Source organism: Janthinobacterium sp. SUN176, from assembly GCF_030587335.1.
Lineage (GTDB): Bacteria > Pseudomonadota > Gammaproteobacteria > Burkholderiales > Burkholderiaceae_D > Janthinobacterium > Janthinobacterium kumbetense.
Genome location: NZ_JAPWIA010000001.1, coordinates 299,190 through 324,227, shown reverse-complemented (window position 1 = coordinate 324,227; position 25,038 = coordinate 299,190). Strand labels below are relative to the sequence as shown.

The following is a 25,038-nucleotide window of genomic DNA, read 5'->3' as shown; positions in this document are numbered from 1 at the left end:
GCGTCAACGCGCCGAACGATGCTGCAGAGAGCATTTCGTCAGCGTTAGCAGGTGATGGCGAAGAAGCGAGGCACTTTTGGCTCCAATAAGGAAGAGGTTCGAGAAAGAACCGCGAATATAAAGGCTGTTTGATTATTTTGCAAGTGGCGCTGCGTATCGTGCGCCCTCTTGTGCGCACTGTCAGGGCCGGCGGCTTTGCAATCCGCACAAAGTTTGCTAAGCTGGCGGCACTTCCTGTCGCTGCTGCGTGGAAAACAAACATGGCCCTTGCAAAAGGGCCGTGCATTCGTTATTTCCGGAGCAGAATCGTGTTTCCCCTATCCAGATTACAAAAAGCCCTGCGCCGCCAGGGCATCGCTGTCGCCTATGCCGACGGCATTTATACACTCAGCAATCCGCACGCCCAGGCGTCGGTGCTGCTGCCCCACAACTTTCCCCTCGAGGAAAAAGCCGTGCGCCAGCTGATGGCATTCGCCGCCGTCGCCGTGCCCGGCCAGGATGGCCATGTGTGCAAGGCCTGCGCCACGCCCGACTTCCACCCGGGCAGCATCGCGCCCGTGGGCAGCATCGTTGCCACCAGCCCCGACATGGTGATTCCCGCCATCCCCGGCACGGACATCGCCTGCGGCATGCGCCTGATCACGACGGGTTTGACCCTGGCGCAGTTCGAGGCGCGCAAGCCGCAACTGCTCGCCAAGCTCAAACATGTGCTGCTGGAAGACGGCCGCAACGTGCCGCTGCGCTCGAAAGCGTTTGCCGCCCTGTTCGACGTGGGGCCGGAAGCGTTCATCGACAGCCTGCACAATGAGGGCTTGTGGCCACGGGTCGACAAGCAGCGCTTGCTGCGCGAGCTCGACGATTGCATCGCCTTGCGCGAACTGGGCGGCGGCTTGCGCCATGCGCCCGAAGCGCTGGTGGGCACGCGCGAAGTGATACGCGACCCCACCCTGGGCACCACGGGATCGGGCAACCACTTCGTGGAAATCCAGCTGGTCGATGCCGTCATGGACCGCCATGCCGCGTACCGGCACGGACTGGTGCCCGGCGAAGTGGTCGTCATGATCCACAGCGGCAGCCGCGACGTGGGCTTTTTTGTCGGCAGCCGCTGGATGGACCGCGCCAAAGAAGCGTGGCCGGCAGGCGTGCGCCATCCGAAGTCCGGCCTGTACGGCTTGACGGGCGAACTGGCCGGCGAATACATGGACGCCATGGGCGTGGCGTCGCGCTATGCCTGGGTCAACCGCATGGTATTGGCCGAGCTGGTGCGCGACAGCTTGGCGCAGGTGTTTGCGCAGGATCAATCCCGCTTGGTGGTGGACGTGCCGCACAACGTCATCCTGCGCGAGCACGGCATGAACATCCACCGCAAGGGCGCCACGCCCGCGCGCGAAGGCGACCTGGCGCTGATCCCCGGTTCCATGGGCGATTATTCCTATGTAGCCACGGGCATGGGCAATCCCGACTGGCTGTGGTCGTGCTCGCACGGCGCGGGACGCAGCATCCGCCGCCAGGCCATGCGCGCCATGCGGCCCACGGTGGGCGGCGACGAAATGGCGTTCCAGTGCGTGACTTTGCGCGAAGAGCGCCGCGTCGAGGAAGCGCCGATGGCGTATAAAAAGATCGGTCCCGTCATCGCCGCGCAGGAGGAAGCGGGCTTGCTGCAATCGGTGGCCCGCCTGAAACCTTTACTGACGTTCAAGGCCTGAGCAATTGCGGCACGGCCGCCGCCATCAGCGAAATGCCGATGGCGGTCAGCACGGCAAACGCGATGCGGCGCATGCCGCGCTGGGCGATCGGCGGCGGATAGCGCTTGCCGGCCACCGTGGCCAGCACGCCGACGGGCAAGGCCAGCGTGCACAGCAGCAAAACTTTCGCATCGAGCTGGCCCTGGCTGCCCGCCATCAGCGAGCGCCCGCCCGCGCTGATGGCGAACAGGAAGATCAGGCTGTAGCGGATGGTGGTCAGACTCATTTCCTGGCGATAAAACTGGTACACGAGCGGCGGTCCCGCCAGCGAAAACAGGCCCGAGAACAGGCCGCCGCATACGCCGCTGATGAAAAAGCTGCGTTTATCCGCCGCGCCCGGTCCCGGCGGCGCCTGCAGCAGGATGCTGACGCCGCCATACACGATGGCCGCGCCCAGCAAGAGTCTCAGGATGGGCGCATACGCCTGGTCCAGATATCCCAATAGCAAGACACCGCCCGCCATGGCCGGCAGCAAGCCGATGCTGGCGGCGCGGATGGCGCGCCAGTCCAGGTGGTGCAAGGCGCCCGGCAAGGCCACGAGGCAATTGGCCAGGGACAATAAACTGACGAGGGCCGCCAGCGCGGGCACGGACGCCAGGCCCAGGCCGCTGGCCACGCCCATGACGATCATGCCCAGTCCGAAACCCGTGACGGTCTGGAAATACGTGCCTGCCGCCACCACGCCCAGCAGCGCCAGCACGGGCAGGCTGAACAACTCAGCGCCCACCCTGGGCCTGCACGGACGTGACGGCAATCACGTTATACACGTCGTCGGCGCAGCAACCGCGCGACAAATCGTTGGCCGGTTTGTTCAAGCCTTGCAGCAAGGGGCCGATGGCGACGGCGCCGCCCATGCGTTCGGCCAATTTATAGCCGATATTGCCCGCGTCCAGGTTCGGGAACACCAGCACGTTCGCGCGGCCGTTGACGACGGAATCCTTGACTTTTCTTTGCGAAATCTCGGCCACGATGGCCGCATCGAGCTGCACGTCGCCATCGATGGCCAGCAGCGGACGCTGGGCCTTGACCCGGTCCGTGGCCGCATGCACCTTGTCGACGGCCGCATGGTGGGCGCTGCCGCTGGTGGAAAACGACAGCATGGCCACGCGCGGCTCTTCCATCAGCAAGGCTTGCGCGCTGTCGGCGGCGGCCATGGCGATGTCGGCCAGCTCTTCCGCCTTCGGGTCGACGACGAGGGCGCAATCGGAAAAGATGAAACCGCCCTTCAGGCTGTGGAAAGGTTCGCACAGCATCATCAGGAAAAAGCTCGACACGAGCTTGAAGGCCGGATCGACGCCGATGATCTGGATGGCGCTGCGCACCACGTCGGCCGTCGTGTGCACGGCCCCCGCCACGCAACCGTCCGCGTCGCCCAGGCGCACCATCAGGTTGGCGTAGCACAAGGGATCTTGCACGGCGATCCTCGCCTGCTCCACCGTCATGCCCTTGGCTTGACGCAGCACAAACAATTGCTGGGCATAGTGCTCCGACTCGTCGGACGTTTCCGGGTCGACCAGGCGCACGGCATCCAGGTCCAGCGCCTGTTCGCGCGCCAGGGCCAGGATGACGGCCGGCTTGCCGACGATGGTGATGTGCGCCAGGCCTTCGCTGGCCGCCCGCGCGGCCGCCTGCAGCACGCGCACGTCGCCGCCCTCGCACAAGACGATGTTTTTCGGCACGGCGCGGGCTTGCGCGATGATGCGGTGCAGGGCTTTCATGGCGACTCCAATTCGGTAAAAAAATGCCGGAACCACGCAAGCATGAAGCATGAGACATGAAACATGATTCCGGCACATAAAACCCGGCGCGATTACCGGGGTCATACAAGGATCGGGCAGACTGATTACACGTAGTCTTTGTACTTGTCCAGGTGGCGGATCGGCTTGCTCAGCGCATCGCGGCGGAACGGGTCGCCCAGCTCGCGCGTGCACATGATTTCGATGATGGTGGTCTTGCCTTCATTCATCTGCATGTCGATGGCCTTTTTCAGGGCCGGGCCCACGTCTTCCAGCTTGTCGACCGTGATGCCTTCGGCGCCCATGGCCCGCGCAATCTCCGCAAAGCTCTGGTTGTCGAGTTCTCCGGCGACGAAGCGGCGGTTGTAGAAATCCACCTGGTTTTTCTTTTCCGCGCCCCACTGGCGGTTGTGGAACACCACGGCCGTCACGGGAATGTTGTGGCGCACGCACGTCATCGTTTCCATCAGGCTCATGCCCCAGGCGCCGTCGCCCGCATACGACACGGCTGGACGGTGCGGTGCGGCAACCTTGGCGCCGATGATGGTCGGGAAGGCATAGCCGCAGTTGCCAAAGCTCATCGCCGCAAAGAAGCTGCGCGGCTTTTCGAAGCGCAAGTAACTATTGGCCACCGAGTTGATGTTGCCGATGTCGGTCGACACCATCACGTCTTCCGGCATGGCTTTTTCCAGCTCGCGCAAGACCTGGCGCGGGTGCAAGTAATTGCCCGGCTCTTTCTTCTGTTCCTCGATCATGTCCAGGCTGTACGCATCCTTTTCATGGGTCCAGTTCGTCAATTCCTCTTCCCACGCGGCCTTTTCCGCTTGCACGGTGGCATAGCGTGCGTCGCGCGTGGCGTCGCAATCGAGCTTCTTGCCATCCAGGCGGGCAATAATCGCCTTGGCGGCCGCCTTGGCGTCGCCGCAGATGCCCACCGAAATCTTTTTCACCAGGCCCAGCATCTTGTTGTCGGCGTCGATCTGGATGATCTTGGCATTTTTCGGCCAGTAATCCATGCCGTGCTGCGGCAAGGTGCCGAACGGCCCCAGGCGCGAACCGAGGGCCACGACGACGTCGGCCTGGGCGATCAGTTTCATCGCCGCCTTGGAACCTTGATAGCCGAGCGGGCCGCACCACAGCGGATGGCTGGCGGGGAAGGAGTCGTTGTGCAGGTAGCTGTTCACGACGGGGGCACCCAGGCGCTCGGCCAGAGCCTTGCACTCTTCGATCGCTTCGCCCATGACGACGCCGCCGCCCGAGATGATCACCGGGAACTTGGCCTTGGCCAACAGTTCCGCCGCATCGTTGAGGCTTTGCTCGCCGCCGGCGCCGCGGTCCAGGCGGTTCGGTTTCGGGATTTCCGCCTTGATTTCGCCATAGAAATAGTCACGGGGAATATTCAATTGCGTCGGACCCATTTCCGACATGGCGCGGTCAAAGCAGCGGCCCGTGAATTCCGCCATGCGGGCGGGATTGGTCACGTGGCCCTGGTATTTCGTAAATTCCTCGAACATCGGCAACTGGTTCGCTTCCTGGAAGCCGCCCAGGCCCATGCTCATCGTGCCCGTCTCCGGCGTGATGATCACGACGGGGGTGTGCGCCCAGTAGGCGGCGGCGATGGCGGTGACGCAATTGCTGATGCCGGGGCCGTTCTGGCCGATGACCACGCCATGGCGGCCCGAAACGCGGGCATAGCCGTCGGCCATGTGGCCGGCGCCCTGCTCGTGCACGACGGGGATCAAACGGATGCCGGCCGGGGCGAAGATATCCATCGGATCCATGAAGGCCGAGCCCATGATGCCGAACATGTCGGTCACGCCATTGGCGGCCAGGGTTTCCACGAACGCTTCGGAAGGCGTCATCTTTTGCGGGCCTACAGGTATCGCCGCGGCGGCGGCTTTTTGGTCGGACAGATCGGTCATGGCTCAGTCTCCTTACGGTTTTATGAAAAATCGGTATATTTTGTTCCGATATTTGAAATACGTGTTCAATTTAACGGTTGCGAAATGCGCTGTCAATGAAATTTCATGAAAAATCGGACTGTTTCATTCCTGAATCCGGAATCCGCGACTTTGCCCCACTCCTGAAACAACAATGGCGGCTTATCCGCAACAGACAAGCCGCCATCCCTCGCTGCGCCGTCGCGCTTAGAACTTCAGGCGCATGCCGGCCGTGAAGGCGCTCGAGTTATGCCCAGGCAAGGGCACGCTGCCGCCGCTCGATGCATCGCCGACGAAGTTGGTGCCCGCGCCATCGTTGCTGATGCGGCCGTACGAGGTGTACAGATTCGTGCGCTTGGACAAGGCATACGTGTAGCCGATGGCCAGCTGGCGCCCGCCGCGGCGCGCATTCGTGCGGTCATCCTTGCGGATGTACGAAGCCATCACGCTGCCGGCCGCCCCCACGGGGGCCGATGCGCCCAGCATGTAGTTGCGGAAATCCGTGCCCGCATCGTCCTTGTCCGTCTCATACGCGGCGTGCAGCTTGGCGGGGCCGAAGTCGTAGGTGCCGCCCAGCAAGGTGACTTTCGCCGTGTTCAGCGGCGTATCCTTGCGGTTGTCGTGGGCCAGGGTCAGCACGAGCGGGCCGTTGGCGTAATCGATGGAAAAGTCGATGGTGCGGCCCAGGGTGTTGCTGTCCGGCTTTTCGCCCAGGCCGTACATGACGGCGGCCGACAAGCCGTTCACCTTCGGCGTCTCGTACATGATGGAATTTTTCGTGCGCAGGCTGGCCACGCTCATCAGGTTGATCGAGGCGCCCGTCATGCCCGTCTCGAAGGGGTCGATATTGTCCAGCGCGGTGAACAGCGGGTTGTGCTGCAAGCCCAGGTTCACGGCGCCGAAGCCGCCCGACAGGCCCACGTAAGCCTTGCGCCCGAACAAGGCGCCCTGGCGGTTGGCGCCCGTATCCACGTCGAGGCCGTTTTCCAGCAAGAAGTTGGCCTTTAAATTATTGCCCAGGTCTTCCGTGCCCTTGAAGCCGATGCGGCTGCCCGACTGCACGCCGGTGGCCAGTTTGGTGACGGAACCGTCCGCGCCGCCGTGTTCGGACGTCAGGCCCGCGTCGAGCAAGCCGTACACGGTGACGGACGATTGGGCGCTGGCGTTGCCGGCAAGGAAGGAGGCCAGGATGGCTGCCGCTACGAGTGTGTGTTTCATGTCATCTCCAGGTATTGTGGTTTTTATGGGTACTTCAACAAGAATCAACAACGGTGCTGCAATTGCGGGTAAATGCGGCGGCTCAGGCGATCAGCCCGGCCATCGGCGACGAGGGCGAAGCGCTCATGGCGTTCGCTCTCCGGGGCATGCGTCCGGCCAGGTAAGCCTCGCGTCCGCCCTGCACTGCCAGTTTCATGGCGCGCGCCATGCGTATCGGTTCGCGCGCCGCCGCGATGGCGGTATTCATCAGGATGCCGTCGCAACCGAGTTCCATGGCGATGGCCGCGTCCGACGCCGTGCCCACGCCTGCGTCGACCAGCACGGGCACGCGGGCTTGCTCGATGATCAGCGACAAGTTCCACGGATTCAAAATACCCATGCCCGAGCCGATCAGGGAGGCCAGCGGCATGACGGCGATGCAGCCGAGGTCTTCCAGCATGCGCGCCTGGATGGGGTCGTCGCTGCAATACACCATCACCTGGAAGCCGTCGCGCACCAGCTCCCCGGCCGCCTTGAGGGTTTCCGGCATGTTCGGGAACAAGGTCTTTTCATCGCCCAGCACTTCCAGCTTGCACAGCGGGTGGCCGCCCAGCAACTCGCGCGCCAGTTGCAAGGTGTAGACGGCGTCGCGCGCGTTGTAGCAGCCGCCCGTGTTGGGCAGAATCGTGTATTTCGATGGCGGAATGAAGTCGAGCAAGTTCGGCTCGCCCTTTTCCTGGCCGATATTCACGCGGCGTATCGTCACCGTGACAATGTCGGCGCCGCTCTCTTCGATGGCCAGGCGCGTTTCCTCGAAATCCTTGTACTTGCCGGTGCCCACCAGCAGGCGCGACTGGTAGGTGGTGCCGGCCAGGGTCAGGCCGCTGGGTGGCTGGCTGGGGGTGGCGTCGTCTCTCATCGTGGTGCTCTCCTAAGTTGAACCAAAGCGGTCTCTTGCCGGGGCGGCTCCCCGCAAAACGCAAAATCGACTTCCGGCCGGCGTCCCGACACGAGGTCGGCGATCGCCCTGCCCGCGCCGCAGCCCATGGTCCAGCCCAGGGTGCCGTGGCCCGTGTTGAGGAACAGCTGGCGGTAGCGCGTGGCGCCGATATAGGGCACGTTCGACGGTGTCAGGGGGCGCAGGCCGGCCCAGTAGACGGGGTCGCTGTAATCGCAGGCGTGGGGAAACAGCGCCTGCACGCGGCGCGTGATGGCGGCGCAGCGCACGGGATTGAGTTCCCGCGTGTAGCCGTTCAACTCGCACGTGCCCGCCACGCGCAGGCGCTCGCCCAGGCGCGAAAACACCAATTTATGGCCATCGTCCGTCAGCGAGACGGTCGGCGCGGCGGACGGGTCAAGGATGGGATACGTGGCGGAATAACCTTTGCCCGGATACAGCATCAAGCGTATGCCCAGCGGCTGCAGCAGGGGCGCGGAAAAGCTGCCCATGGCCACCACCACGGCGTCCGCGTATTCCAGGCGGTGGCGGCCCTGCGCATCGATGCATTCCACGCCCGCGATGCGTTCGCCATCGGCCAGCAAGCGCGTCACGGCGGTGCCGTACTGGAAATCCACGCCGGCAGCGGCGGCGCGCGCGGCCAGCGCCGTGGTAAACAGGTGCACGTCGCCCGACTCGTCGCTGGCCGTGAAATCGCCGCCGACGATGTGCCGGCGGGCGTGGGCCAGGGCCGGTTCCAGCCGTATCACTTCATCCGCGCTGACGGTGTTGCGCGGGCAGCCCAGTTCGCGCAACAGCGCGGCGCCCGCTTGCGATTTGTCAAACTCTTGCTGCTCCGTATAAAAATGCAGGATGCCCCGCTCCAGGTGGTCATACGCGATGCCCGTCTCGCGCCGCAAGGCTTGCAGGCTCTGCCGGCTGTACTCGGCCAGGGCAACGATCTGGCGCATATTGCGCGCCACCCGCGACGGCAAACATTCGCGCAGGTAGTGCAAGGCCCACTGCCATTGCAGCGCATCCAGGCGGGGACGGAACAGCAGCGGCGCATCGTCCTTGCCCAACCAGCGCACGACCTTGCGCAGGGTGGCGGGATTGGCCCACGGTTCCGCATGCGAGACGGAAATCTGTCCGCCGTTGCCGAAGCTGGTTTCCTGCGCGGCGCCCGCCTGGCGCTCGAGCACGCGCACATCGTGGCCCGCCTGGCGCAAATACCAGGCCGATGCCGTGCCGACCACGCCGGCGCCGAGGACGAGGATCTTCATGGCGGGCCCGCTTCGCTCAGCGCGTCAGCAGGACGGCAATGGCGACGAAGGCGGCGATCCACACCGTTTCCATCACCAGCATGATCACGGGACGCCAGCCCAGCGAGGCCAGCGACTGGAACGACGTTTTCACGCCCAGCGCGGCGATGGCGATGACGAGACAAGCACGCGAGGCATTGTTGATCCAGCCATTCACTTCCTGCGGAATCAGGCCCAGGCTGTTCGTGATGACGAGCCAGACAAAGCCGATCAGGAAGAACGGCACGAGCGGCGGCGCATCGACTTCGCTCTTGCCATCCTTGCGCTTGAACATGATCGACAGGCCCAGCACGACGGGCACGAGGCACGCGACGCGCGTCAGTTTCACGAAGGTGGCCACGTCGCCCGTGTGGTTGCTGACCAGGTAGCCGGCGCCCACCACTTGCGCTACATCATGGATGGTGCCGCCGATGAATACGCCCGCTTCCGTCGGGTCAAAGCCCAGCAGCTTGACCAGCAGCGGGTAGACGATCATGGCCAGGGTCGACAGCGACGTCACGCCCACCACCGTCAGCAGCGTGAATTTTTCGTTTTCCTTGGTTTGCGGCAGCACGGCCGAGATGGCCAGCGCGGCCGAGGCGCCGCAGATGGCCACGGAACCACCGGACAAAATCCCTTCCGTGATGGGCCGTTTCAGCCACCTGGCCAGCATATAGCCGAAACCCAGGGTGGCGACCAGGCCGCCGACGACGATCAATAAGGGCGTCACGCCCACGGAAGCGATCTGGTTGAACGTGATGCGCGCGCCCAGCAGGGCCACGCCCGTGCGCAGCAGCACCTTGCTGCAAAACTCGATGCCGGGCTTGCAGGTAGGGTCGGATGCGAGGAAGTGGAAGGCCAGGCCGAAGAACAGCGCATACAGCAGCTGGGGGCCGCCGTAATTGCTGGAAATAAAGGTGGCCGACAGGGCGATCACCAGCGCGATGGCCACGCCGGGCCAGCTGCGCAGCACGGCGCGGGGACGCCAGATGGCGACGGCGGAAGACAGGTAGGGAATGTTCTTGTCGACAACGCGTGTTATCGCTGAGGAGTTGGTTTTCATGCGGGTCCGCTCATAATGTTTTAAAAATTGGGACATTTCATCTCGTTTTTTAATAATACACGATGAGCTAGCGAAGTCCATGCTTTTCCATGAAAATCGAAACCGGATGTTCCGGAAACTGACGTTTTAAGGTTAATGCTGGCGTAAACGACAAGCGGCGCGGCCCTTTGCAGGGACGCGCCGCTCTTTAACTATGAGCCTGAGGGCTTACTTTTTGTTCAGGCGGGTAATCAGGCTGGATGTATCGTAGCGGTTGCCGCCCGCCTGCTGCACTTCGCCATAGAACTGGTCCGTCAAGGTCGTCACGGGCAAGTCGCTGCCGTTGCGCTTGGCTTCGGCGAGGCAGATGCCCAGGTCCTTGCGCATCAGGTCGACGGCGAAGCCGAAGTCGAACTTGCGCTCGATCATGGTCTTGCCCCGGTTTTCCAGCTGCCACGACTGCGCCGCGCCCTTGGAAATCACGTCGACGACGAGCGCCGCATCAAGGCCCGCGTTTTCCGCAAAGGCGATGCCTTCGCTCAAGGCTTGCACCAGGCCCGCGATGCAGATCTGGTTGACCATTTTTGTGAGCTGGCCGGAACCGGAAGCACCCATGTAGGTGACGGCGCGCGAGAACAGCGCAATGACGGGCTCGGCCCTTGCATACGCTTCCGCATCGCCGCCCACCATCACGGTCAGCTTGCCGTTTTCCGCGCCCGCCTGGCCGCCGGACACGGGCGCGTCGAGGAAGAACACGCCCTGCTCTTTCGCCGCCGCATGGATGGTGCGCGCCGCTTCGGCCGATGCCGTCGTATGGTCGATCAGGATGCTGCCCGGCGCCATGGCGGACAGCAAGCCGCCCTCTTCCAGGATGACTTGATACAGATCATTATCGTTGCCGATGCACGTAAACACGAACTCGGCGCCTGCAGCGGCGGCGGCCGGCGTGGCGGCGCTGCTGCCCTTGTGCTGTTCCAGCCAGGCGGCCGCGCGGGCCGGATTGCGGTTGTACACGGTGACGTCGTGCCCGCCCGCCGCCAGGTGACCTGCCATGGGGAAACCCATGACGCCCAAACCGATGAATGCCACTTTTGCCATATTGTCCGTCCTGTCGATGAATGAATCCGATTATTGTTGCACAAACAGTCGCCGCCGGCAGCCTCAAGGCGCGGGGGCGCGCCGATAATACAGGTCGAACTCTTCCTCGCCATCGGGCACGAAGCCGTGACGCACATAGAAGCGGTTCGCCTCGCTGCCGCGCAAGGCGCCCACGCGCACGCTCTGGCGGGCCGCATCGGCCTCGGCAAACACGCGCGCCAGCACGGCCGCGCCCATGCCTTGCCGCTGGTAGCCGGGCGCCAGGTAGAGGTGGTCGAGCAACAGATAGTCCGCTTGCGGCCGCAACACATAGAAGCCGGCCAGCGTGTCGTCATGGCGCAACTGCCAGGTGCGGGCTGGGTCGTAGCTGGCCAGGAAACGATCACGCGCGCGCTGCGGATCATAGCGGCCGATGCGCTCCAGGCTTGCGCGCATGGCAGCCACGCGCAGGCTGGCCAGCGCCTCGCCATCGGCCAGGCTGGCAGGCAAGAAGGTCAGCATGGCGTCACAGCAGGTCGCGCAGCGCCGCCACCAGGGCTGCGCATTCGGCTGGGTTGCCTATGCTGATGCGCAAATACTGGCTGATGCGCGGCGCGTTGAAATGGCGCACGATCACGGAGCGGGCGCGCAAGCCGGCGGCCAGTTGCGCCGCGTCATGCTGCGGGTGGCGGGCAAAGACGAAATTGGCCACCGAAGGCAGTACCTCGAAGCCCAGCGCCGCCAGGTCCGCCGTCAGCTGTTCGCGGCTGGCGATCACGGCCTGGCGCGTCTGCTGGAAATACGCTTCGTCATGCAGCGACGCCACAGCGCCGGCCAAGGCCAGCCGGTCCAGCGGATACGAGTTGAAACTGTTCTTCACTCTTTCCAGCGCCTCGATCAGGTCAGGATGCCCGAAGGCGCTGCCCACGCGCAAGCCGGCCAGCGAGCGCGACTTCGAGAACGTCTGCACCACCAGCAAGTTCGGATAACGCTCGACCAGGGACACGGCGCTCTCGCCGCCAAAATCCACATACGCTTCATCGACCACCACCACGGCGTCGGGATGCTCGCGCAGCAGCGCTTCCACGCCGGCCAGCGGCAAGTCCACGCCTGTCGGCGCATTGGGATTAGGAAAGATGATGGCGCCGCACGGCCCCTGGTAGTCTTCCGGGCGGATGCGCATGGCATCGTCGAGCGCGACCGTGCGGTAGTCGATGCCGTACAGCTTGCAATACACGGGGTAGAAGCTGTAGCTGATATCCGGGAACAGCAGCGGCGCATCGTGCTTGAGCAAGGCCATGAAAGCCAGCGCCAGCACTTCGTCGGAACCGTTGCCGACGAACACTTGCGCGCTGCTCAGTCCGTGGTAAGTGGCCAGGGTTTGCTTCAGTTCGCTGGCGGAAGGGTCCGGGTAGAGGCGCAGGCTGTCGTTGGCCGCATCGCGCAGCGCGGCCAGCACCTGGGGCGACGGGCCGTAGGGGTTTTCGTTGGTGTTGAGTTTGACCAGGCCGGGCAGTTTCGGTTGCTCGCCCGGGATGTAGGGGGTCAGCTCGCTGACGATGGTGCTCCAGAATCGGCTCATTGGTTTTATTGGTGGGGGCAGGATGGGGGTACGGTAGATTACCATAGGGTGAGCGGGGTCAAGGCGGACACCATCGGCGAAGAGTAGCCTGGGCGGCATCGGCCCCAACGCGAAGAGGACGCAGCATGAACAGCATGCACAAGCTGAGCGATACGCAGGTGCGGCATGGCGCGCTGACGCAACAGTCACGCCAGCGCAAAATCGATGCGTGGCTGCAGGTCGCAGCCAGTCTCAGCGAGCAGATCACCGTGGAATTGCAGACTGCCACGGAGCAGCTACAGGGCGAAGGAATGGCCGACTTGCAGCGCGTGACGGCGCTGGCGCAACGCCTGGCAAGCAATAGCAAAGCCATGCGCGATACCCTCGGGACACTGTTTGACAGCGGTGAAAAAAGCGAGGAGCATGCAGTGACAAGCACGGAGGATTCCGCCATGGACGAGCAAGTCAACGCACTGGCAAAAGACATGGCCAGTGTGAAACTGGACGTAAAGGATGTAAAGGTCGATGTGGCTGACATCAAGGTGGATGTTGCCGGTCTGAAAACGGATGTCACTGGCCTCAAGGTGGATGTTGCTGGTCTGAAAACGGATGTCGCTGCTCTCAAGACCGATGTCGGCGTTCTCAAGACGGATGTCAGTGGCTTGAAACTGGACCTCGCTGTGGTGCGCTCCAATTATGCGACCAAGTCAGATGTGGCTGAGGCGAAGTCGGCTGTCATCCTGTCGTGCGTGGGGACGATCATTGCCATGTCGGGCGTCGCGTTTGCGGTGGCCAAGCTCGTGCACTAGCTTGCGGTAGTGGGGACGCTGGCTTTCAAAGTCTGAATGGAGGAAAAAACGCCTTGCGCTGCGCGCTTTGGGCGGTTTTTCTACCTGGGTTTGATGCGCTGGTGGCTGGCATCTGTTGTGGGCATAAAAAAAGCTCCCTTGCGGGAGCTTCTCTTATGTATTCTGGCGGAGAGGGTGGGATTCGAACCCACGGTACGATTTAACGTACGCTTGATTTCGAGTCAAGTACATTCGACCACTCTGCCACCTCTCCGTTTACTGCGGTCTATTCGTTCAAACTGACGTGCCTGTTTGAACGAGGCGCTATTTTAGCATGGGGATTGTTGGGTTGGGTAGGGGTTTTATTGGCGATTTGCAACTGAGGGCTGGTAGCCAAACCAAAAAACTGATCGGGCGATTCGGGGAGCCTCGTACAAGGCGCGGCTCGCCTTTGTAGACGCCACCTTGGCGCACGCGTGAAAACCAATTTGACGATTCGGGGAGCCTCGCGCGAGTACGCGCTCGTCTTCGAATCCCACGCGCAAGGCGCGCAGGCGCCTTGCTCCTCTTCGCCGCCACAAATAAAAAAAGCTCCCTTGCGGGAGCTTTCTCTATTTGTTCTGGCGGAGAGGGTGGGATTCGAACCCACGGTACGATTTAACGTACGCTTGATTTCGAGTCAAGTACATTCGACCACTCTGCCACCTCTCCATTTGCTGCGGTCTTTCCCGCATTGCTGCGAGAAGGCAAGATTATAGCAGCCGCTTGGAAAAATGGAAGGACTATTTTGCGCCTTCCATTCACCGGGCTGCGTGAACCTTTCAGGCCTTCAGGTGCGTCAGGCCACCCATGTACGGGCGCAGCACGGCCGGGATCTCGACGCTGCCGTCCGCTTGCTGGTAGTTTTCCAGCACGGCCACCAGGGTGCGGCCCACCGCCAGGCCGGAGCCGTTCAGGGTGTGCGCCAGTTCCGGCTTGCCGGCCGCGTTGCGGAAACGCGCCTGCATGCGGCGGGCCTGGAAGGCTTCGCAGTTCGACAGGGACGAAATCTCGCGATAGGTGTTTTGCGCCGGCAGCCAAACTTCCAGGTCGAAGGTCTTGGTGGCGCCGAAACCCATGTCGCCCGTGCACAGCGACATCACGCGGTATGGCAGGCCCAGGCGTTGCAAGATGCTTTCCGCATGACCGACCATTTCTTCCAGCACCTGGTACGACGTGTCCGGATGCACTACTTGCACCATTTCCACCTTGTCGAACTGGTGCTGGCGGATCATGCCGCGCGTGTCGCGGCCGTAGCTGCCCGCTTCCGAGCGGAAGCATGGCGTGTGGGCCGTCATTTTCAGGGGCAGTTGATCGAGCGCAAGGATTTCATCGCGCGCGATGTTGGTCAGCGACACTTCCGACGTGGGGATCAGGTAGAAGGTCTCGCCCTCGCCTTCCGCGCCGCCTTTTTTCACCGAGAACAGATCGGCTTCGAATTTCGGCAACTGGCCCGTGCCGCGCAAGGAATCGGCGTTGACCATGTACGGCGTATAGCATTCCGTGTAGCCGTGCTCGTCCACATGGGTGTTGAGCATGAATTGCGCCAGTGCGCGGTGCAGGCGGGCGATGCCGCCCTTCATGACGGAGAAGCGCGAACCGGTCAGCTTGGTGGCCACTTCGAAGTCGAGGCCCAGCGGGGCGCCCACGTCGACGTGATCCTTGACCTCGAAATCGAAGGTGCGTGGCGTGCCGACCTTGCGCACTTCCACGTTGCCCGACTCGTCCGTGCCCAGGGGCGACGATTCATGCGGCAAGTTCGGCACGGCCATGATGAAATCGCTCAGCTTGGCTTGCACCAGGGTCAGGGCCGCTTCATCGGCTTTCAACTCATCGCCCAGGCCGGCCACTTGCGCCATCACGGCCGAGGTGTCTTCCCCCTTGCCTTTCAACATGCCGATTTGCTTGGACAGCGCATTGCGCTTGCCCTGCAGCTCTTCGGTGCGCGTCTGGATCGCCTTGCGTTCGGCTTCGAGGGCGGTAAAGCCTGCCACGTCGAGCTGGAATTTGCGCGTCGCCAGGCGTTCTGCGACGGTGGCGATGTCTTTACGGAGAAGTTGGATATCTATCATGGGTGGATGGCGGTGCCGATGTATCGAAAGCACTCATTGTACCAAGACCCAGTTCACTTCGATGAGTTTTGCGCAAGGTCAACCATCGTCATGGCGGCCTGGCCGGGCACTCCCGCCCCCTTTACATTTTCTGCTTGGCTTATTGCTTAAATGAACGCGGCTTTTTCGGCAGCCGTCAGGCGGCGGGCGCTGACGGTAACGACAGGCATGTCTGCGGCCTGGGCGATCACGCTGCTGCCGGCGCTCACTTCCAGGGTATTCGCGCCGGCGGTGGCGAAGCTGGCGCCGATGGCGATGATGGCGGCGGCGACAAAGGTGATTTCCATGTTTTTCAGTGCGTTCATGATGTGACTCCTGGTTAGTTTGTTTCGTTGACTGCTGCTGGTATGGTGGTACTTTAGCCAACGGCCGCAAACAACGCCACCGGCTTGCGACCAGCGGCGAAAAACAGGGAGCGAACGGTGAAAAACGGGGACTGAAGGGAAAACAAGGGAATGAACAACGCCTGACAAAACCGTAGCGAGCGGCAGTGATTTGTGGCTAAGAAGCGCAACCGTGCTAGAGCACGGTGAGCATCGCAGGCCGCAAAGCGCGCCGCGCAGTAGGTTTTGACAGGCGTTCTACAAGGCGTCCTTGACGAGACGCCCCAAGCGGCCGATAGCCTGCTCGATGCGCGGCGTCCACGCATTGCCGCAATTGAGGCGCAGATAATTGCCGAACTTGCCCGAGGCCGAGAAAAGCTGGCCCGGCATATACGCCACGCCGTCCGCGATCGCCTGGCCATGCAGGGCCAGCGCATCGACTTGCGGCGGCATCTGCACCCACAGCACGAATCCGCCCTGCGGCTCGGACAGCATGCAGTCCGCCGGAAAGCTGGCCGCCACGGCGTCGGACATGCGGGCGATGCGCTGCACCAGGGTGCGCCGCATCTTGCGCAGCTGCTGGTCGTAGCTGCTGCCTTCCAGAAAGTCGGCCAGCACGGCCTGGAAGAAATGGCTGGTGGCGCCGCTCGACACGGTTTTCAGCAGCGCCACTTCCTGCGCGAAACGCCCGGCCAGCACGTAGCCCACGCGCGACGCGGGGGTGATCGCCTTGGAAAACGAGGAGCACAACAGCACATTGCCGCTCGTGTCATAGGCCTTCACGGGCCACGGACGCTGCGGCGCAAAGCACAGGTCGCCATATACGTCGTCTTCCACCAGCGGAATATTGAATTCCGACAGCAGCCCCGCCAGCCGCTTCTTGTTTGCTTCCGGCATGACGCAGCCCAGGGGATTATTTGCGTTCGGCACGAACAGGCACGCTTGCACGAGGCCGGCGCGCAAGGCCAGTTCCAGCGCGTCGAGCGACGGCCCCGTCTTCGGGTCGGTGGGAATTTCCAGCGCCTTCATGCCCAGGCTTTCGATCATTTGCAGCAGCACGAAATACGTGGCCGACTCGATGGCGATGGTGTCGCCCGGCCTGGCGACGGCGCGCAGGCACAGGCTGATCGCTTCCGTGCAGGAATTCGTCACGACGATCTCGTGCGGGTCGAGCTTGCCCCAGTCCAGCGCGCGACGCGCCACCTGGCGCAGGAAATTGCCTTCGCTGATGTCGTAGCAGCTGACTTTACTCAGCAGTACAGGATCGCGCCGCGCCACGGCGCTGATGGTGCGCTGCATGCGCTTGATCGGCAGGATCTCGTCGGGCGGCCAGGCCGTGCCCAGCTGCACGATATTCGCCGTTTCGTTGTCCTTCAGCACACGCATCAACAGATTGTTGATGCCGACGAAGGCCGGCTCCTTCAGGTGCTGGGCGTCGGCGCTGCAGGGCCGGCGCGGCGCCCGGTGGCGCACGAAATAGCCGGACTGGGGCCGCGCATCGACTTGCCCCCGGTCTTCCATCAGGCGCAAGGCTTGCATCACGGTACTGATGGAAATGCGCTTTTGCTGCGCCAGGTGGCGTATCGAAGGCAGGCGGTCGCCGGGCGCGAACACGCGCGAGTCGATCAGCGCACCCAGCTCGTTGGCCAGGTGCTCGTACAGATTCAAATGCGCGCTCATGTTCATCCCTTCAGTATGCGGCCGCCGCGCGGGGCCGGCACAGATACAGTTGCCCGCTTTTTTGATAAGCACAGTCTACGACGAAGTGTACTGTATTCATCACAATTTCGTTTTCCTGCATCTGTCATGGTTCACCGCAAGGGCCTAAGCTGTTCCTGTCAGCACAACAGGAGCGACGCCATGCATACCGACCACGAATTACGCAGCGAACAGCCCTTGCGCCTGGAAAAAGGGTGCGCCAAGGTCATCGAATGCCTGTCCGGCACGGCGTGGATCACGGCCTACGCCCAGTTCGAGGATTGCGTGCTGCGCAGCGGCGAACGCTACACGATACCGAATGACGGCCTGGTGCTGGTCGAAGCCGTGGGTAGCGGACACATCCGCGTCCATGGCACTGCCGCACCGCGCCCCGCCCTGCTGCGCTGGCTGAACCTGGCACTGCCTCACACCTTGAATACTAGGAATACATGACTCAAGCACCACCACTGCGCGTCCTCGTCACGGGCGCCGCCGGCGTGATCGGCACCGTTTTCTGGAAGAGCCGGCACGGGGAATTTTCCCTGCGCCTGGCCGACCTGCACACAGGCAAGCTGGCCGAAGCGCCCTGCCCGTTCATTCAGCTCGACGTGAGCGACTATGGTGCCTGCCTGGCCGCCTGCGCCAACATCGACGTGGTACTGCACCTGGCCGGCGTGCCGCACGCCAGCGCCGATTTCGATGCGCAACTGTTGCAGCCGAACATCATCGGCACGCACAACATCTTCCGCGCGGCGCAGGCGCAAGGCGTGAAAAGAGTCGTGTTCGCCAGCAGCGCGCAAGCCGTGGAAGGCTATCCACTCGACGTACAGGTGCATGAGCACATGCCCGCGCGCCCGGCGAACATGTATGGCGCCAGCAAGGCCTTCGGCGAAAGCGTGGCCTCCGCATTCGCCCACCAGCATGGCATGACGGCGATCGCCGTGCGCATCGCCAACGTGGCGCAGTTTGAGAAAGGTCAACAACACAGCGCGCGCGACGTCGCCGCCTTCATCAGCGAACGCGACGTGGTGCAATTGCTGGCCCGCTGCATCGCCGCCGACGTGCCGGCCGGCTACCACGTCGTGCATGGCGTGTCGGACAACCGTTATAAACGCTTGTCGATCGCGGCGACGCGCCAGCTGGTGGGCTACGCGCCGCAGGATGACGGTTTTACTTTGCTGGGCCTGTAAGCCTCAGCCCTTCCCTGCCTTCCTGTCCAGCTCGCGCAGCCACGCCAGCTTGTCGGCAATCTTGCTTTCCAGGCCGCGGGGCACGGGTTGGTACCAGCCCGGCTCCGCCATGCCATCCGGAAAATACGTTTCACCGGCCGCATACGCATCGGGCTCATCGTGCGCATAACGGTAGGCGTGACCGTAGCCCAGCTCCTTCATCAGCTTCGTCGGCGCATTGCGCAAGTGCACGGGCACTTCCTTCGATTTATCTTTCTTGACGAAGGCCATGGCCGTGTTGAACGCGTTATAGCCGGCATTGCTTTTCGCGGCAATCGCCAGGTAGATGACGGCCTGGCCCAGCGCCAGCTCGCCTTCGGGCGAACCGAGCCGCTCATACGTTTCCGCCGCGTCATTGACCATGGTCAAGGCGCGGGGGTCGGCCAGGCCGATGTCTTCCCAGGCCATGCGCACGATGCGCCGCGACAAATAACGGGGGTCGGCGCCGCCGTCGATCATGCGGCAAAACCAGTACAGGGCGGCGTCCGGGTTGGAACCGCGCACGGACTTGTGCAGGGCAGAAATCTGGTCATAGAAATTGTCGCCGCCCTTGTCGAAGCGGCGCGAATTCAAGGTCAGCGCATTGTCGACGAAGGCCGCGTCAATCTTCGTTGTGCCCGTCGAGCTGGCAGCCGTCTCGGCCTGCTCCAGCAAATTCAGGAAGCGGCGCGCATCGCCGTCCGCGTAGCCGATCAGGGTATCGGCCGCCGCCTCGTCGAAGCTCAGGTGCGTCAGCGCCGTGCTTTGCGCCTTGGCCAGCAACTGCTTCATCTCGTCTTCGTTGAGCGATTTCAACACATACACTTGCGCGCGCGACAGCAGCGCCGAATTGACTTCGAAGCTGGGGTTTTCCGTCGTCGCGCCGATGAACGTCACCAGGCCCGATTCAACGAAGGGCAGCAAGGCGTCTTGTTGCGATTTATTAAACCTGTGGATTTCATCGACGAACAATAAGGTGTGCTTGCCGAACTGGTCCAGGCTGTGGCGGGCCTGGTCCATGGCTGCGCGGATATCTTTCACGCCAGCAAACACGGCCGACAAGGCGATGAATTCACTGTCGAAAGCATTCGCCATCAGGCGCGCCAGGGTGGTCTTGCCCACGCCGGGCGGCCCCCACAGAATCATCGAATGGGCCTTGCCCGCCTCGAACGCGAGGCGCAGCGGCTTGCCAGCGCCCAGCAGGTGCGTCTGGCCGATGACTTCGTTCAGGGTGGCTGGCCGCAAGGCTTCGGCCAGCGGCTGGCGCGGTGCGGTGGAAAAGAGATCCGCCATAATGAGTTACCTAATAAGAATGCAAAAGCCCCGCATTGCTGCGAGGCCGGCTCATACGCAAGGCGCAACAGTCTTAATTATTAATGACGTCGGCGCCCTTGGGCATGACAAATTTAAAGTGATTGGCCGAAAGCGCCGGATTCTTCTGGAAGTTCTTGAACGCCAGCACCGAGGTCTGACCGAACGAATCGCGCAATTCCATCGCTTCCGGCACGCCATTGCGCAGGCCGATGGTGATTTCATCAAACGTCGTGTCCTTGGCTTTCGGTGTCGCTTTCAGCCATTCCAGGCCATCGCGCGTGCCCGCTTCGGCCAGGGTGAAATTCTTTTCCAGGTCGTTGCTGCCGAACAAGATGGCCGCCGGCGAGGAACCGAGCGCGTCGCCCAGTTTCTTGACCGTCACCTGGCTCAAGTCCTTGTCGTAGATATACAGCTTGTCGCCATCGGCTTGCAGCAACTGCTCGTACGGCTTCAGGTAGGTCCAGATGAACTTGCCCGGACGGGCGAACTCGAACGTGCCGCTGGCGGGCGTCGACACTTTCGCCTTGCCGCTGGCGTCCGCCTTCTTGACTTGCCGCTGCACGAATTCGCCCTTGGCCGACTTGGTGCCGGCCGCAAAGCTCTTGAATTGTTCAAGCGCGCTGGCCGAGGCGCTGGCCGCGAACAGCAGGCTGCAGGCAACGCTGGCCGCGCCGATCATCATTTTTGCTGCGAAAGTATTGCTTTTCATTCTTTACCCTTGTTCGGCACTTGCCGCCGGCACCAGGATTTCCCGGTTGCCATTGGATTGCATGGTTGATACCACCCCGCTCTGCTCCATCTGCTCGAGCAGACGGGCGGCACGGTTGTAGCCGATGCGCAAATGACGCTGCACCAGCGAAATCGAGGCGCGGCGGTTTTTCAGCACCACCGCCACCGCCTGGTCGTACAGGGCATCGGCCTCGCCGCCGCCCTCGCCCGGCGCGCCGCCTTCGGCGCCGTCGCCTTCCAGCGTGCCGCCTTCGAGGATGCCCTCGATGTAATTCGGTTCGCCCTGCAGCTTCAAATGGCTGACGACGCGGTGCACTTCTTCATCGGACACGAACGCGCCGTGCACGCGCATCGGCAAGCCGGTGCCGGGCGGCATGTACAGCATGTCACCCATGCCCAGCAGGGTTTCCGCGCCCATCTGGTCCAGAATGGTGCGCGAGTCGATCTTCGACGACACCTGGAAGGCGATACGCGTAGGAATGTTGGCCTTGATCAAGCCCGTGATCACGTCTACAGATGGGCGCTGCGTGGCCAGAATCAAGTGCAGACCGGCGGCGCGCGCCTTTTGCGCGATACGCGCAATCAATTCCTCGACTTTTTTGCCCACCACCATCATCAAATCGGCCAGTTCGTCGATGATGATGACGATGGTCGGCAGTTTTTCCAGCGGTTCCGGCGAATCCGGCGTCAGGCTGAACGGATTCGGGATGTGTTCTTCGCGCTTTTTCGCGTCGGCAATCTTCGCGTTGTAGCCGGCCAGGTTACGCACGCCCATCTTGCTCATCAGCTTGTAGCGGCGTTCCATCTCGTTCACGGCCCAGTTCAGCGCATGGCCAGCCTGGCGCATGTCCGTCACGACGGGCGCCAGCAAGTGCGGAATGCCTTCGTAGACGGACATTTCCAGCATCTTCGGATCGATCAGGATCAAACGCACGTCGAGCGGGTCGGATTTGTACAGCAGCGACAGGATGGTCGCATTGATGCCCACGGATTTACCGGAACCGGTGGTACCGGCCACCAGCAAGTGGGGCATCTTGGCCAAATCGGCCACGACGGGCTTGCCGGCGATATCCTTGCCCAGCGCAATCGTCAGGCTGGACACACCATCGTTGTAGACCTTGGAGCCGAGGATTTCCGTCAGGCGCACGATCTGGCGCTTGCTGTTCGGCAATTCCAAGGCCATGTAATTCTTGCCGGGAATGGTTTCCACGACCCGGATCGACGTCAGCGACAGCGAACGGGCCAGGTCGCGCGCCAGGCCGACGATCTGGCTGCCTTTGACGCCCGTGGCCGGCTCGATTTCATAGCGCGTGACCACGGGGCCGGGGTAAGCGGCCACTACCTTGGCATCCACGCCAAAGTCGGACAATTTCTTTTCGATCAGGCGGCTCGTAAATTCCAGGGTTTCCACGGAAACCGTTTCCACCACGGGTGGCGCCTCGTCCAGCAGCGACAAGGGCGGCAGCTTGCCATCGCCCAGGTTCTCGAACAAATGAGCCTGGCGTTCCTTTTCCACGCGCTCGGATTTCACCACCGTCACAACCTGCGGCTCGATCTTCACGGGCGGCGCGGCCACGTGCTTTTCCACGTGCTTGGCCCGCTCGATGACCACCACTTCGTCGCGGCGCACGGCGGCCACTTCGCCTTGGCGGCGGTCTTCGCGGTCCTGGTAGCGCAGCACGAACCAGTTGAAGGCATCTTCGATGGCGCCGCCGATGCGCTCGGCCACTTGCAGCCAAGACACATGGAAGAACAGGCTGAAACCCAGGCCAAACAGCAGCAACAGCAATAAAGTGGCGCCCGTGAAACCGAACGCCACGTGGGCCGAGTGCCCCACCAGCTGGCCCAGCACGCCGCCCGGATCGCGCGGCAGCTGCACGTGCAGGCTTTTCGCCATGCGCAGGTATTCGAGACCCATGCTGCCGATCAGCATGATGGAGAAGCCGACGATGCGGATCAGCATCTCGACATGGTGCTCGCGCTCCACCTCTTCCTCTTCCAGCAGGAAGCGCTTACTCAGGCGCCGGTAGCCATGCCACACCGTGCGCAGCAGCCACACGCACCACCACCAGGCGGAAAAGCCGAAGATGTACAGCAACAGGTCGGAAAAGGTGGCACCGAGCTTGCCGCCCAGGTTGGCGACCTTGTCGACGTTGGTGGCATGCGACCAGCCAGGGTCAAGCTTGTTGAAGCTGGCCAGGATCAGCACGAAATACAAGGCAAACGCGGCCAGCGCGAACCAGCGCGCCTCGGACAACAGCCGCACCAGCCGGTTGGGCAGGGGCCGGCGTTCGACCGGTTTTCGGGTGTAGCTATTTTGATTGGCCTGGGCTGGTTTAGTCATTCTGGGAAGCGCTGCAAGGTGAAAAATGTTTCTGAAAGGGAATTTCCCATAATAAGGAAGTATTCTAAGCCATATATGCCCCGGACGGCCCCACGATTCGTCGCTACAGGCGGCTTGGTCTATAATCGTGGATTGCTTGCGCAAGCGCAATACGCCCTTGTTCTTCGCGCGTATGCCCCCAATTCGGATAGACCCCACTCATAGAGAAGCCTCATTATGACCACTACCAAACACGCCCGCGTTTTGATCCTCGGCTCCGGCCCAGCCGGCTACAGCGCCGCCGTCTACGCCGCCCGCGCCAACCTGAACCCGATGCTGGTCACCGGCGTGGAACAAGGCGGTCAGCTGATGACCACCACCGACGTGGAAAACTGGCCAGGCGACCCGATGGGCGTGCAAGGTCCGGACCTGATGCAGCGCCTGCTGCAGCACGCCGAGCGTTTCAATACGGAAATCGTGTTTGACCACATCCACACCACTTTCCTGAATGAAAAACCGATCCGCCTGAAGGGCGACAGCCACGAATACACGTGCGACACCCTGATCATCGCCACGGGCGCATCCGCGCAATACCTGGGTCTGCCATCGGAAGCGGAATTCATGGGCAAGGGCGTGTCCGCCTGCGCCACCTGCGATGGCTTCTTCTACCGCAACCAGGAAGTGGCCGTCGTCGGCGGCGGCAATACGGCCGTCGAGGAAGCGCTGTACCTGTCGAACATCGCCAATAAAGTCACGCTGATCCACCGGCGCGACAAGTTCCGCGCGGAAGCGATCTTGATCGACCGCCTGAACGCCAAGGTTGCCGAAGGCAAGATCGTGTTGAAATATAACCACACTCTGGATGAAGTGACGGGCAACGAAGGCGGCGTGACGGGCCTGAACATCAAGTCGACCATCGACGGCAAGGTCGAAGCATTGAGCGTGCATGGCGTGTTCATCGCCATCGGCCACAAGCCGAACACGGGCATCTTCGAAGGCCAGCTGGAGATGCACAACGGCTACATCAAGACCAAGACGGGCCTGGAAGGCATGGCCACCGCCACCAGCGCGCCGGGCGTGTTTGCGGCCGGCGACGTGCAAGACCATATCTACCGCCAGGCCATCACCAGCGCCGGCACGGGTTGCATGGCAGCACTGGACGCCCAGCGCTACCTGGAAGGCCAGGAGTAAGCGTCGCATGGCGTCGATGAAAGACTTTGCCGACCTGAAAGCGGTCAGCAAGCAGCTCAAGGAACAGGCCGATGCGCGCGCAGCCGAGCAAGCGGCGCGCGCCCAACAGGCCAAGGTCCAGGCCGTGGAAAGCAATCTGTTCAAGGCCAGCATCGGCGGCGTCAAGCGCCTGCCCGAATCGGACCGCTACGTGCCCAGCCTGCCCAAGGCGGGCGCCATGGCGGCCCAGCAGCCGGCCCGCAAGCTGTCGCCGGAAGAGGACGATGCGGCCGTGCTGCGCGAATCGCTGTCGGACTTGTTCGAAGTCGACCATTATCTGGAAAACGATCCCGCCCTGAACTACGCCCGCCCCGGCGTGGGACCGGACGTCGTGAAAAAGATGCGCAAGGGCCACTGGCCCGTGCAGGACGAGCTGGACTTGCACGGCTTGCGCCGCGACGAGGCGCGCGACGGCATCGGCGCCTTCCTGAACCAGGCGACAAGGCGCAAGCTGCGCTGCGTGCGCGTGATCCACGGCAAGGGTTTCGGCTCGAAAGGCCAGGAACCGGTCTTGAAATCGATGGTGCACAGCTGGCTCGTGCAAAAGGATGAAGTCATCGCCTTTTGCCAGGCGCGCCGCTCCGAAGGGGGCGATGGCGCCCTCGTCGTGCTGCTCTCCGCAGCGCTGCAGCCCATCCGCTAGGCTTGACAGCAAGCAATTACAATTCAGTCACCAGTTCCGCACTGCACACGGCCCCGTTTGTCACCATTCGGGGCCGTGTCATGTTAACCTGTGACA

22 protein-coding genes and 2 tRNA genes are annotated in these 25,038 nt (G+C 62.6%); 6 read left to right on the top strand and 18 right to left on the bottom strand.

Annotated features, from left to right (window positions below):
• The first annotated feature begins 308 nt into the window (after window positions 1–308).
• Window positions 309–1,706, top strand: a complete 1,398-nt coding sequence (locus O3299_RS01585; RefSeq protein WP_305061348.1) for an RtcB family protein — start codon at window positions 309–311, stop codon at window positions 1,704–1,706.
• Here O3299_RS01585 and O3299_RS01580 read toward each other — a convergent pair.
• From O3299_RS01580 to hisC, 10 genes are all read right to left on the bottom strand, one after another.
• On the bottom strand, window positions 1,696–2,460 hold the full coding sequence (locus O3299_RS01580) for a TSUP family transporter (RefSeq protein WP_305061347.1): 765 nt from the start codon (window positions 2,458–2,460) through the stop codon (window positions 1,696–1,698). The genes O3299_RS01585 and O3299_RS01580 overlap by 11 nt on opposite strands.
• A gap of 1 nt (window position 2,461) precedes the next feature.
• Window positions 2,462–3,463 (bottom strand): phosphate acetyltransferase, encoded by a 1,002-nt coding sequence (gene pta / locus O3299_RS01575; protein ID WP_305061346.1) that lies wholly within the window; start codon window positions 3,461–3,463, stop codon window positions 2,462–2,464.
• A 125-nt stretch (window positions 3,464–3,588) separates the two neighbouring features.
• Entirely contained in the window at window positions 3,589–5,403 is a 1,815-nt protein-coding gene (gene xsc / locus O3299_RS01570) for a sulfoacetaldehyde acetyltransferase (protein WP_289899186.1), read from the bottom strand.
• Between the two features lie 225 nt (window positions 5,404–5,628).
• On the bottom strand, window positions 5,629–6,639 hold the full coding sequence (locus O3299_RS01565; protein WP_099664802.1) for a porin: 1,011 nt from the start codon (window positions 6,637–6,639) through the stop codon (window positions 5,629–5,631).
• Between the two features lie 82 nt (window positions 6,640–6,721).
• The gene (locus O3299_RS01560) at window positions 6,722–7,537 is read right to left on the bottom strand and encodes a thiazole synthase (protein ID WP_289911914.1); all 816 of its coding nucleotides are present in this window, start codon (window positions 7,535–7,537) and stop codon (window positions 6,722–6,724) included.
• The gene (locus O3299_RS01555) at window positions 7,534–8,838 is read right to left on the bottom strand and encodes a D-amino acid dehydrogenase (protein WP_305053435.1); all 1,305 of its coding nucleotides are present in this window, start codon (window positions 8,836–8,838) and stop codon (window positions 7,534–7,536) included. Before O3299_RS01555 ends, O3299_RS01560 begins: the two co-directional genes overlap by 4 nt.
• Before the next feature lie 16 nt (window positions 8,839–8,854).
• Window positions 8,855–9,919, bottom strand: coding sequence for a YeiH family protein (locus O3299_RS01550; protein ID WP_251352042.1), 1,065 nt, complete (start codon window positions 9,917–9,919; stop codon window positions 8,855–8,857).
• 207 nt (window positions 9,920–10,126) lie between these two features.
• Window positions 10,127–10,996, bottom strand: a complete 870-nt coding sequence (locus O3299_RS01545) for an NAD(P)-dependent oxidoreductase (protein WP_099664806.1) — start codon at window positions 10,994–10,996, stop codon at window positions 10,127–10,129.
• 63 nt (window positions 10,997–11,059) lie between these two features.
• Window positions 11,060–11,497, bottom strand: coding sequence for a GNAT family N-acetyltransferase (locus O3299_RS01540; protein ID WP_305057838.1), 438 nt, complete (start codon window positions 11,495–11,497; stop codon window positions 11,060–11,062).
• 4 nt (window positions 11,498–11,501) lie between these two features.
• A complete protein-coding gene (gene hisC / locus O3299_RS01535; protein WP_305061345.1) occupies window positions 11,502–12,557 on the bottom strand; it encodes a histidinol-phosphate transaminase in 1,056 nt (351 codons plus the stop codon).
• Between the two features lie 125 nt (window positions 12,558–12,682).
• Here hisC and O3299_RS01530 point away from each other — a divergent pair, with 125 nt between their 5' ends.
• On the top strand, window positions 12,683–13,345 hold the full coding sequence (locus O3299_RS01530) for a hypothetical protein (protein WP_305061344.1): 663 nt from the start codon (window positions 12,683–12,685) through the stop codon (window positions 13,343–13,345).
• Window positions 13,346–13,508: 163 nt separating this feature from the next.
• Here O3299_RS01530 and O3299_RS01525 read toward each other — a convergent pair.
• From O3299_RS01525 to O3299_RS01505, 5 genes are all read right to left on the bottom strand, one after another.
• Window positions 13,509–13,598 (bottom strand) — tRNA-Ser (locus tag O3299_RS01525).
• A 347-nt stretch (window positions 13,599–13,945) separates the two neighbouring features.
• Window positions 13,946–14,035, bottom strand: a tRNA-Ser gene (locus O3299_RS01520).
• A gap of 110 nt (window positions 14,036–14,145) precedes the next feature.
• Complete coding sequence (serS, locus tag O3299_RS01515; RefSeq protein WP_099664810.1) at window positions 14,146–15,435, bottom strand: serine--tRNA ligase; 1,290 nt, start codon at window positions 15,433–15,435, stop codon at window positions 14,146–14,148.
• Window positions 15,436–15,581: 146 nt separating this feature from the next.
• The gene (locus O3299_RS01510) at window positions 15,582–15,779 is read right to left on the bottom strand and encodes a hypothetical protein (protein ID WP_305061343.1); all 198 of its coding nucleotides are present in this window, start codon (window positions 15,777–15,779) and stop codon (window positions 15,582–15,584) included.
• Between the two features lie 276 nt (window positions 15,780–16,055).
• Window positions 16,056–17,477, bottom strand: a complete 1,422-nt coding sequence (locus tag O3299_RS01505) for a PLP-dependent aminotransferase family protein (protein WP_305061342.1) — start codon at window positions 17,475–17,477, stop codon at window positions 16,056–16,058.
• Window positions 17,478–17,657: 180 nt separating this feature from the next.
• On the opposite strand from O3299_RS01505, the gene O3299_RS01500 reads away from it, so the two are divergent.
• On the top strand, window positions 17,658–17,948 hold the full coding sequence (locus O3299_RS01500; protein ID WP_305061341.1) for a DUF2917 domain-containing protein: 291 nt from the start codon (window positions 17,658–17,660) through the stop codon (window positions 17,946–17,948).
• The gene (locus O3299_RS01495; protein ID WP_305061340.1) at window positions 17,945–18,685 is read left to right on the top strand and encodes an NAD(P)-dependent oxidoreductase; all 741 of its coding nucleotides are present in this window, start codon (window positions 17,945–17,947) and stop codon (window positions 18,683–18,685) included. Before O3299_RS01500 ends, O3299_RS01495 begins: the two co-directional genes overlap by 4 nt.
• A 3-nt stretch (window positions 18,686–18,688) precedes the next feature.
• Here O3299_RS01495 and O3299_RS01490 read toward each other — a convergent pair whose 3' ends face one another.
• The 3 genes from O3299_RS01490 to O3299_RS01480 all read right to left on the bottom strand — a co-directional run bounded on the left by O3299_RS01490 (window position 18,689) and on the right by O3299_RS01480 (window position 23,090).
• Complete coding sequence (locus O3299_RS01490; RefSeq protein ID WP_289906531.1) at window positions 18,689–19,996, bottom strand: replication-associated recombination protein A; 1,308 nt, start codon at window positions 19,994–19,996, stop codon at window positions 18,689–18,691.
• Between the two features lie 73 nt (window positions 19,997–20,069).
• A complete protein-coding gene (gene lolA / locus O3299_RS01485; RefSeq protein WP_035826475.1) occupies window positions 20,070–20,726 on the bottom strand; it encodes an outer membrane lipoprotein chaperone LolA in 657 nt (218 codons plus the stop codon).
• Between the two features lie 3 nt (window positions 20,727–20,729).
• A complete protein-coding gene (locus tag O3299_RS01480; RefSeq protein ID WP_099664816.1) occupies window positions 20,730–23,090 on the bottom strand; it encodes a DNA translocase FtsK in 2,361 nt (786 codons plus the stop codon).
• A gap of 216 nt (window positions 23,091–23,306) precedes the next feature.
• Between O3299_RS01480 and trxB the strand changes: the two genes are divergently transcribed.
• Both trxB and O3299_RS01470 read left to right on the top strand, forming a co-directional pair.
• Window positions 23,307–24,260, top strand: coding sequence for a thioredoxin-disulfide reductase (trxB, locus tag O3299_RS01475; protein ID WP_034786153.1), 954 nt, complete (start codon window positions 23,307–23,309; stop codon window positions 24,258–24,260).
• A gap of 7 nt (window positions 24,261–24,267) precedes the next feature.
• The gene (locus O3299_RS01470; protein WP_305061339.1) at window positions 24,268–24,942 is read left to right on the top strand and encodes a Smr/MutS family protein; all 675 of its coding nucleotides are present in this window, start codon (window positions 24,268–24,270) and stop codon (window positions 24,940–24,942) included.
• Window positions 24,943–25,038: the final 96 nt, after the last annotated feature.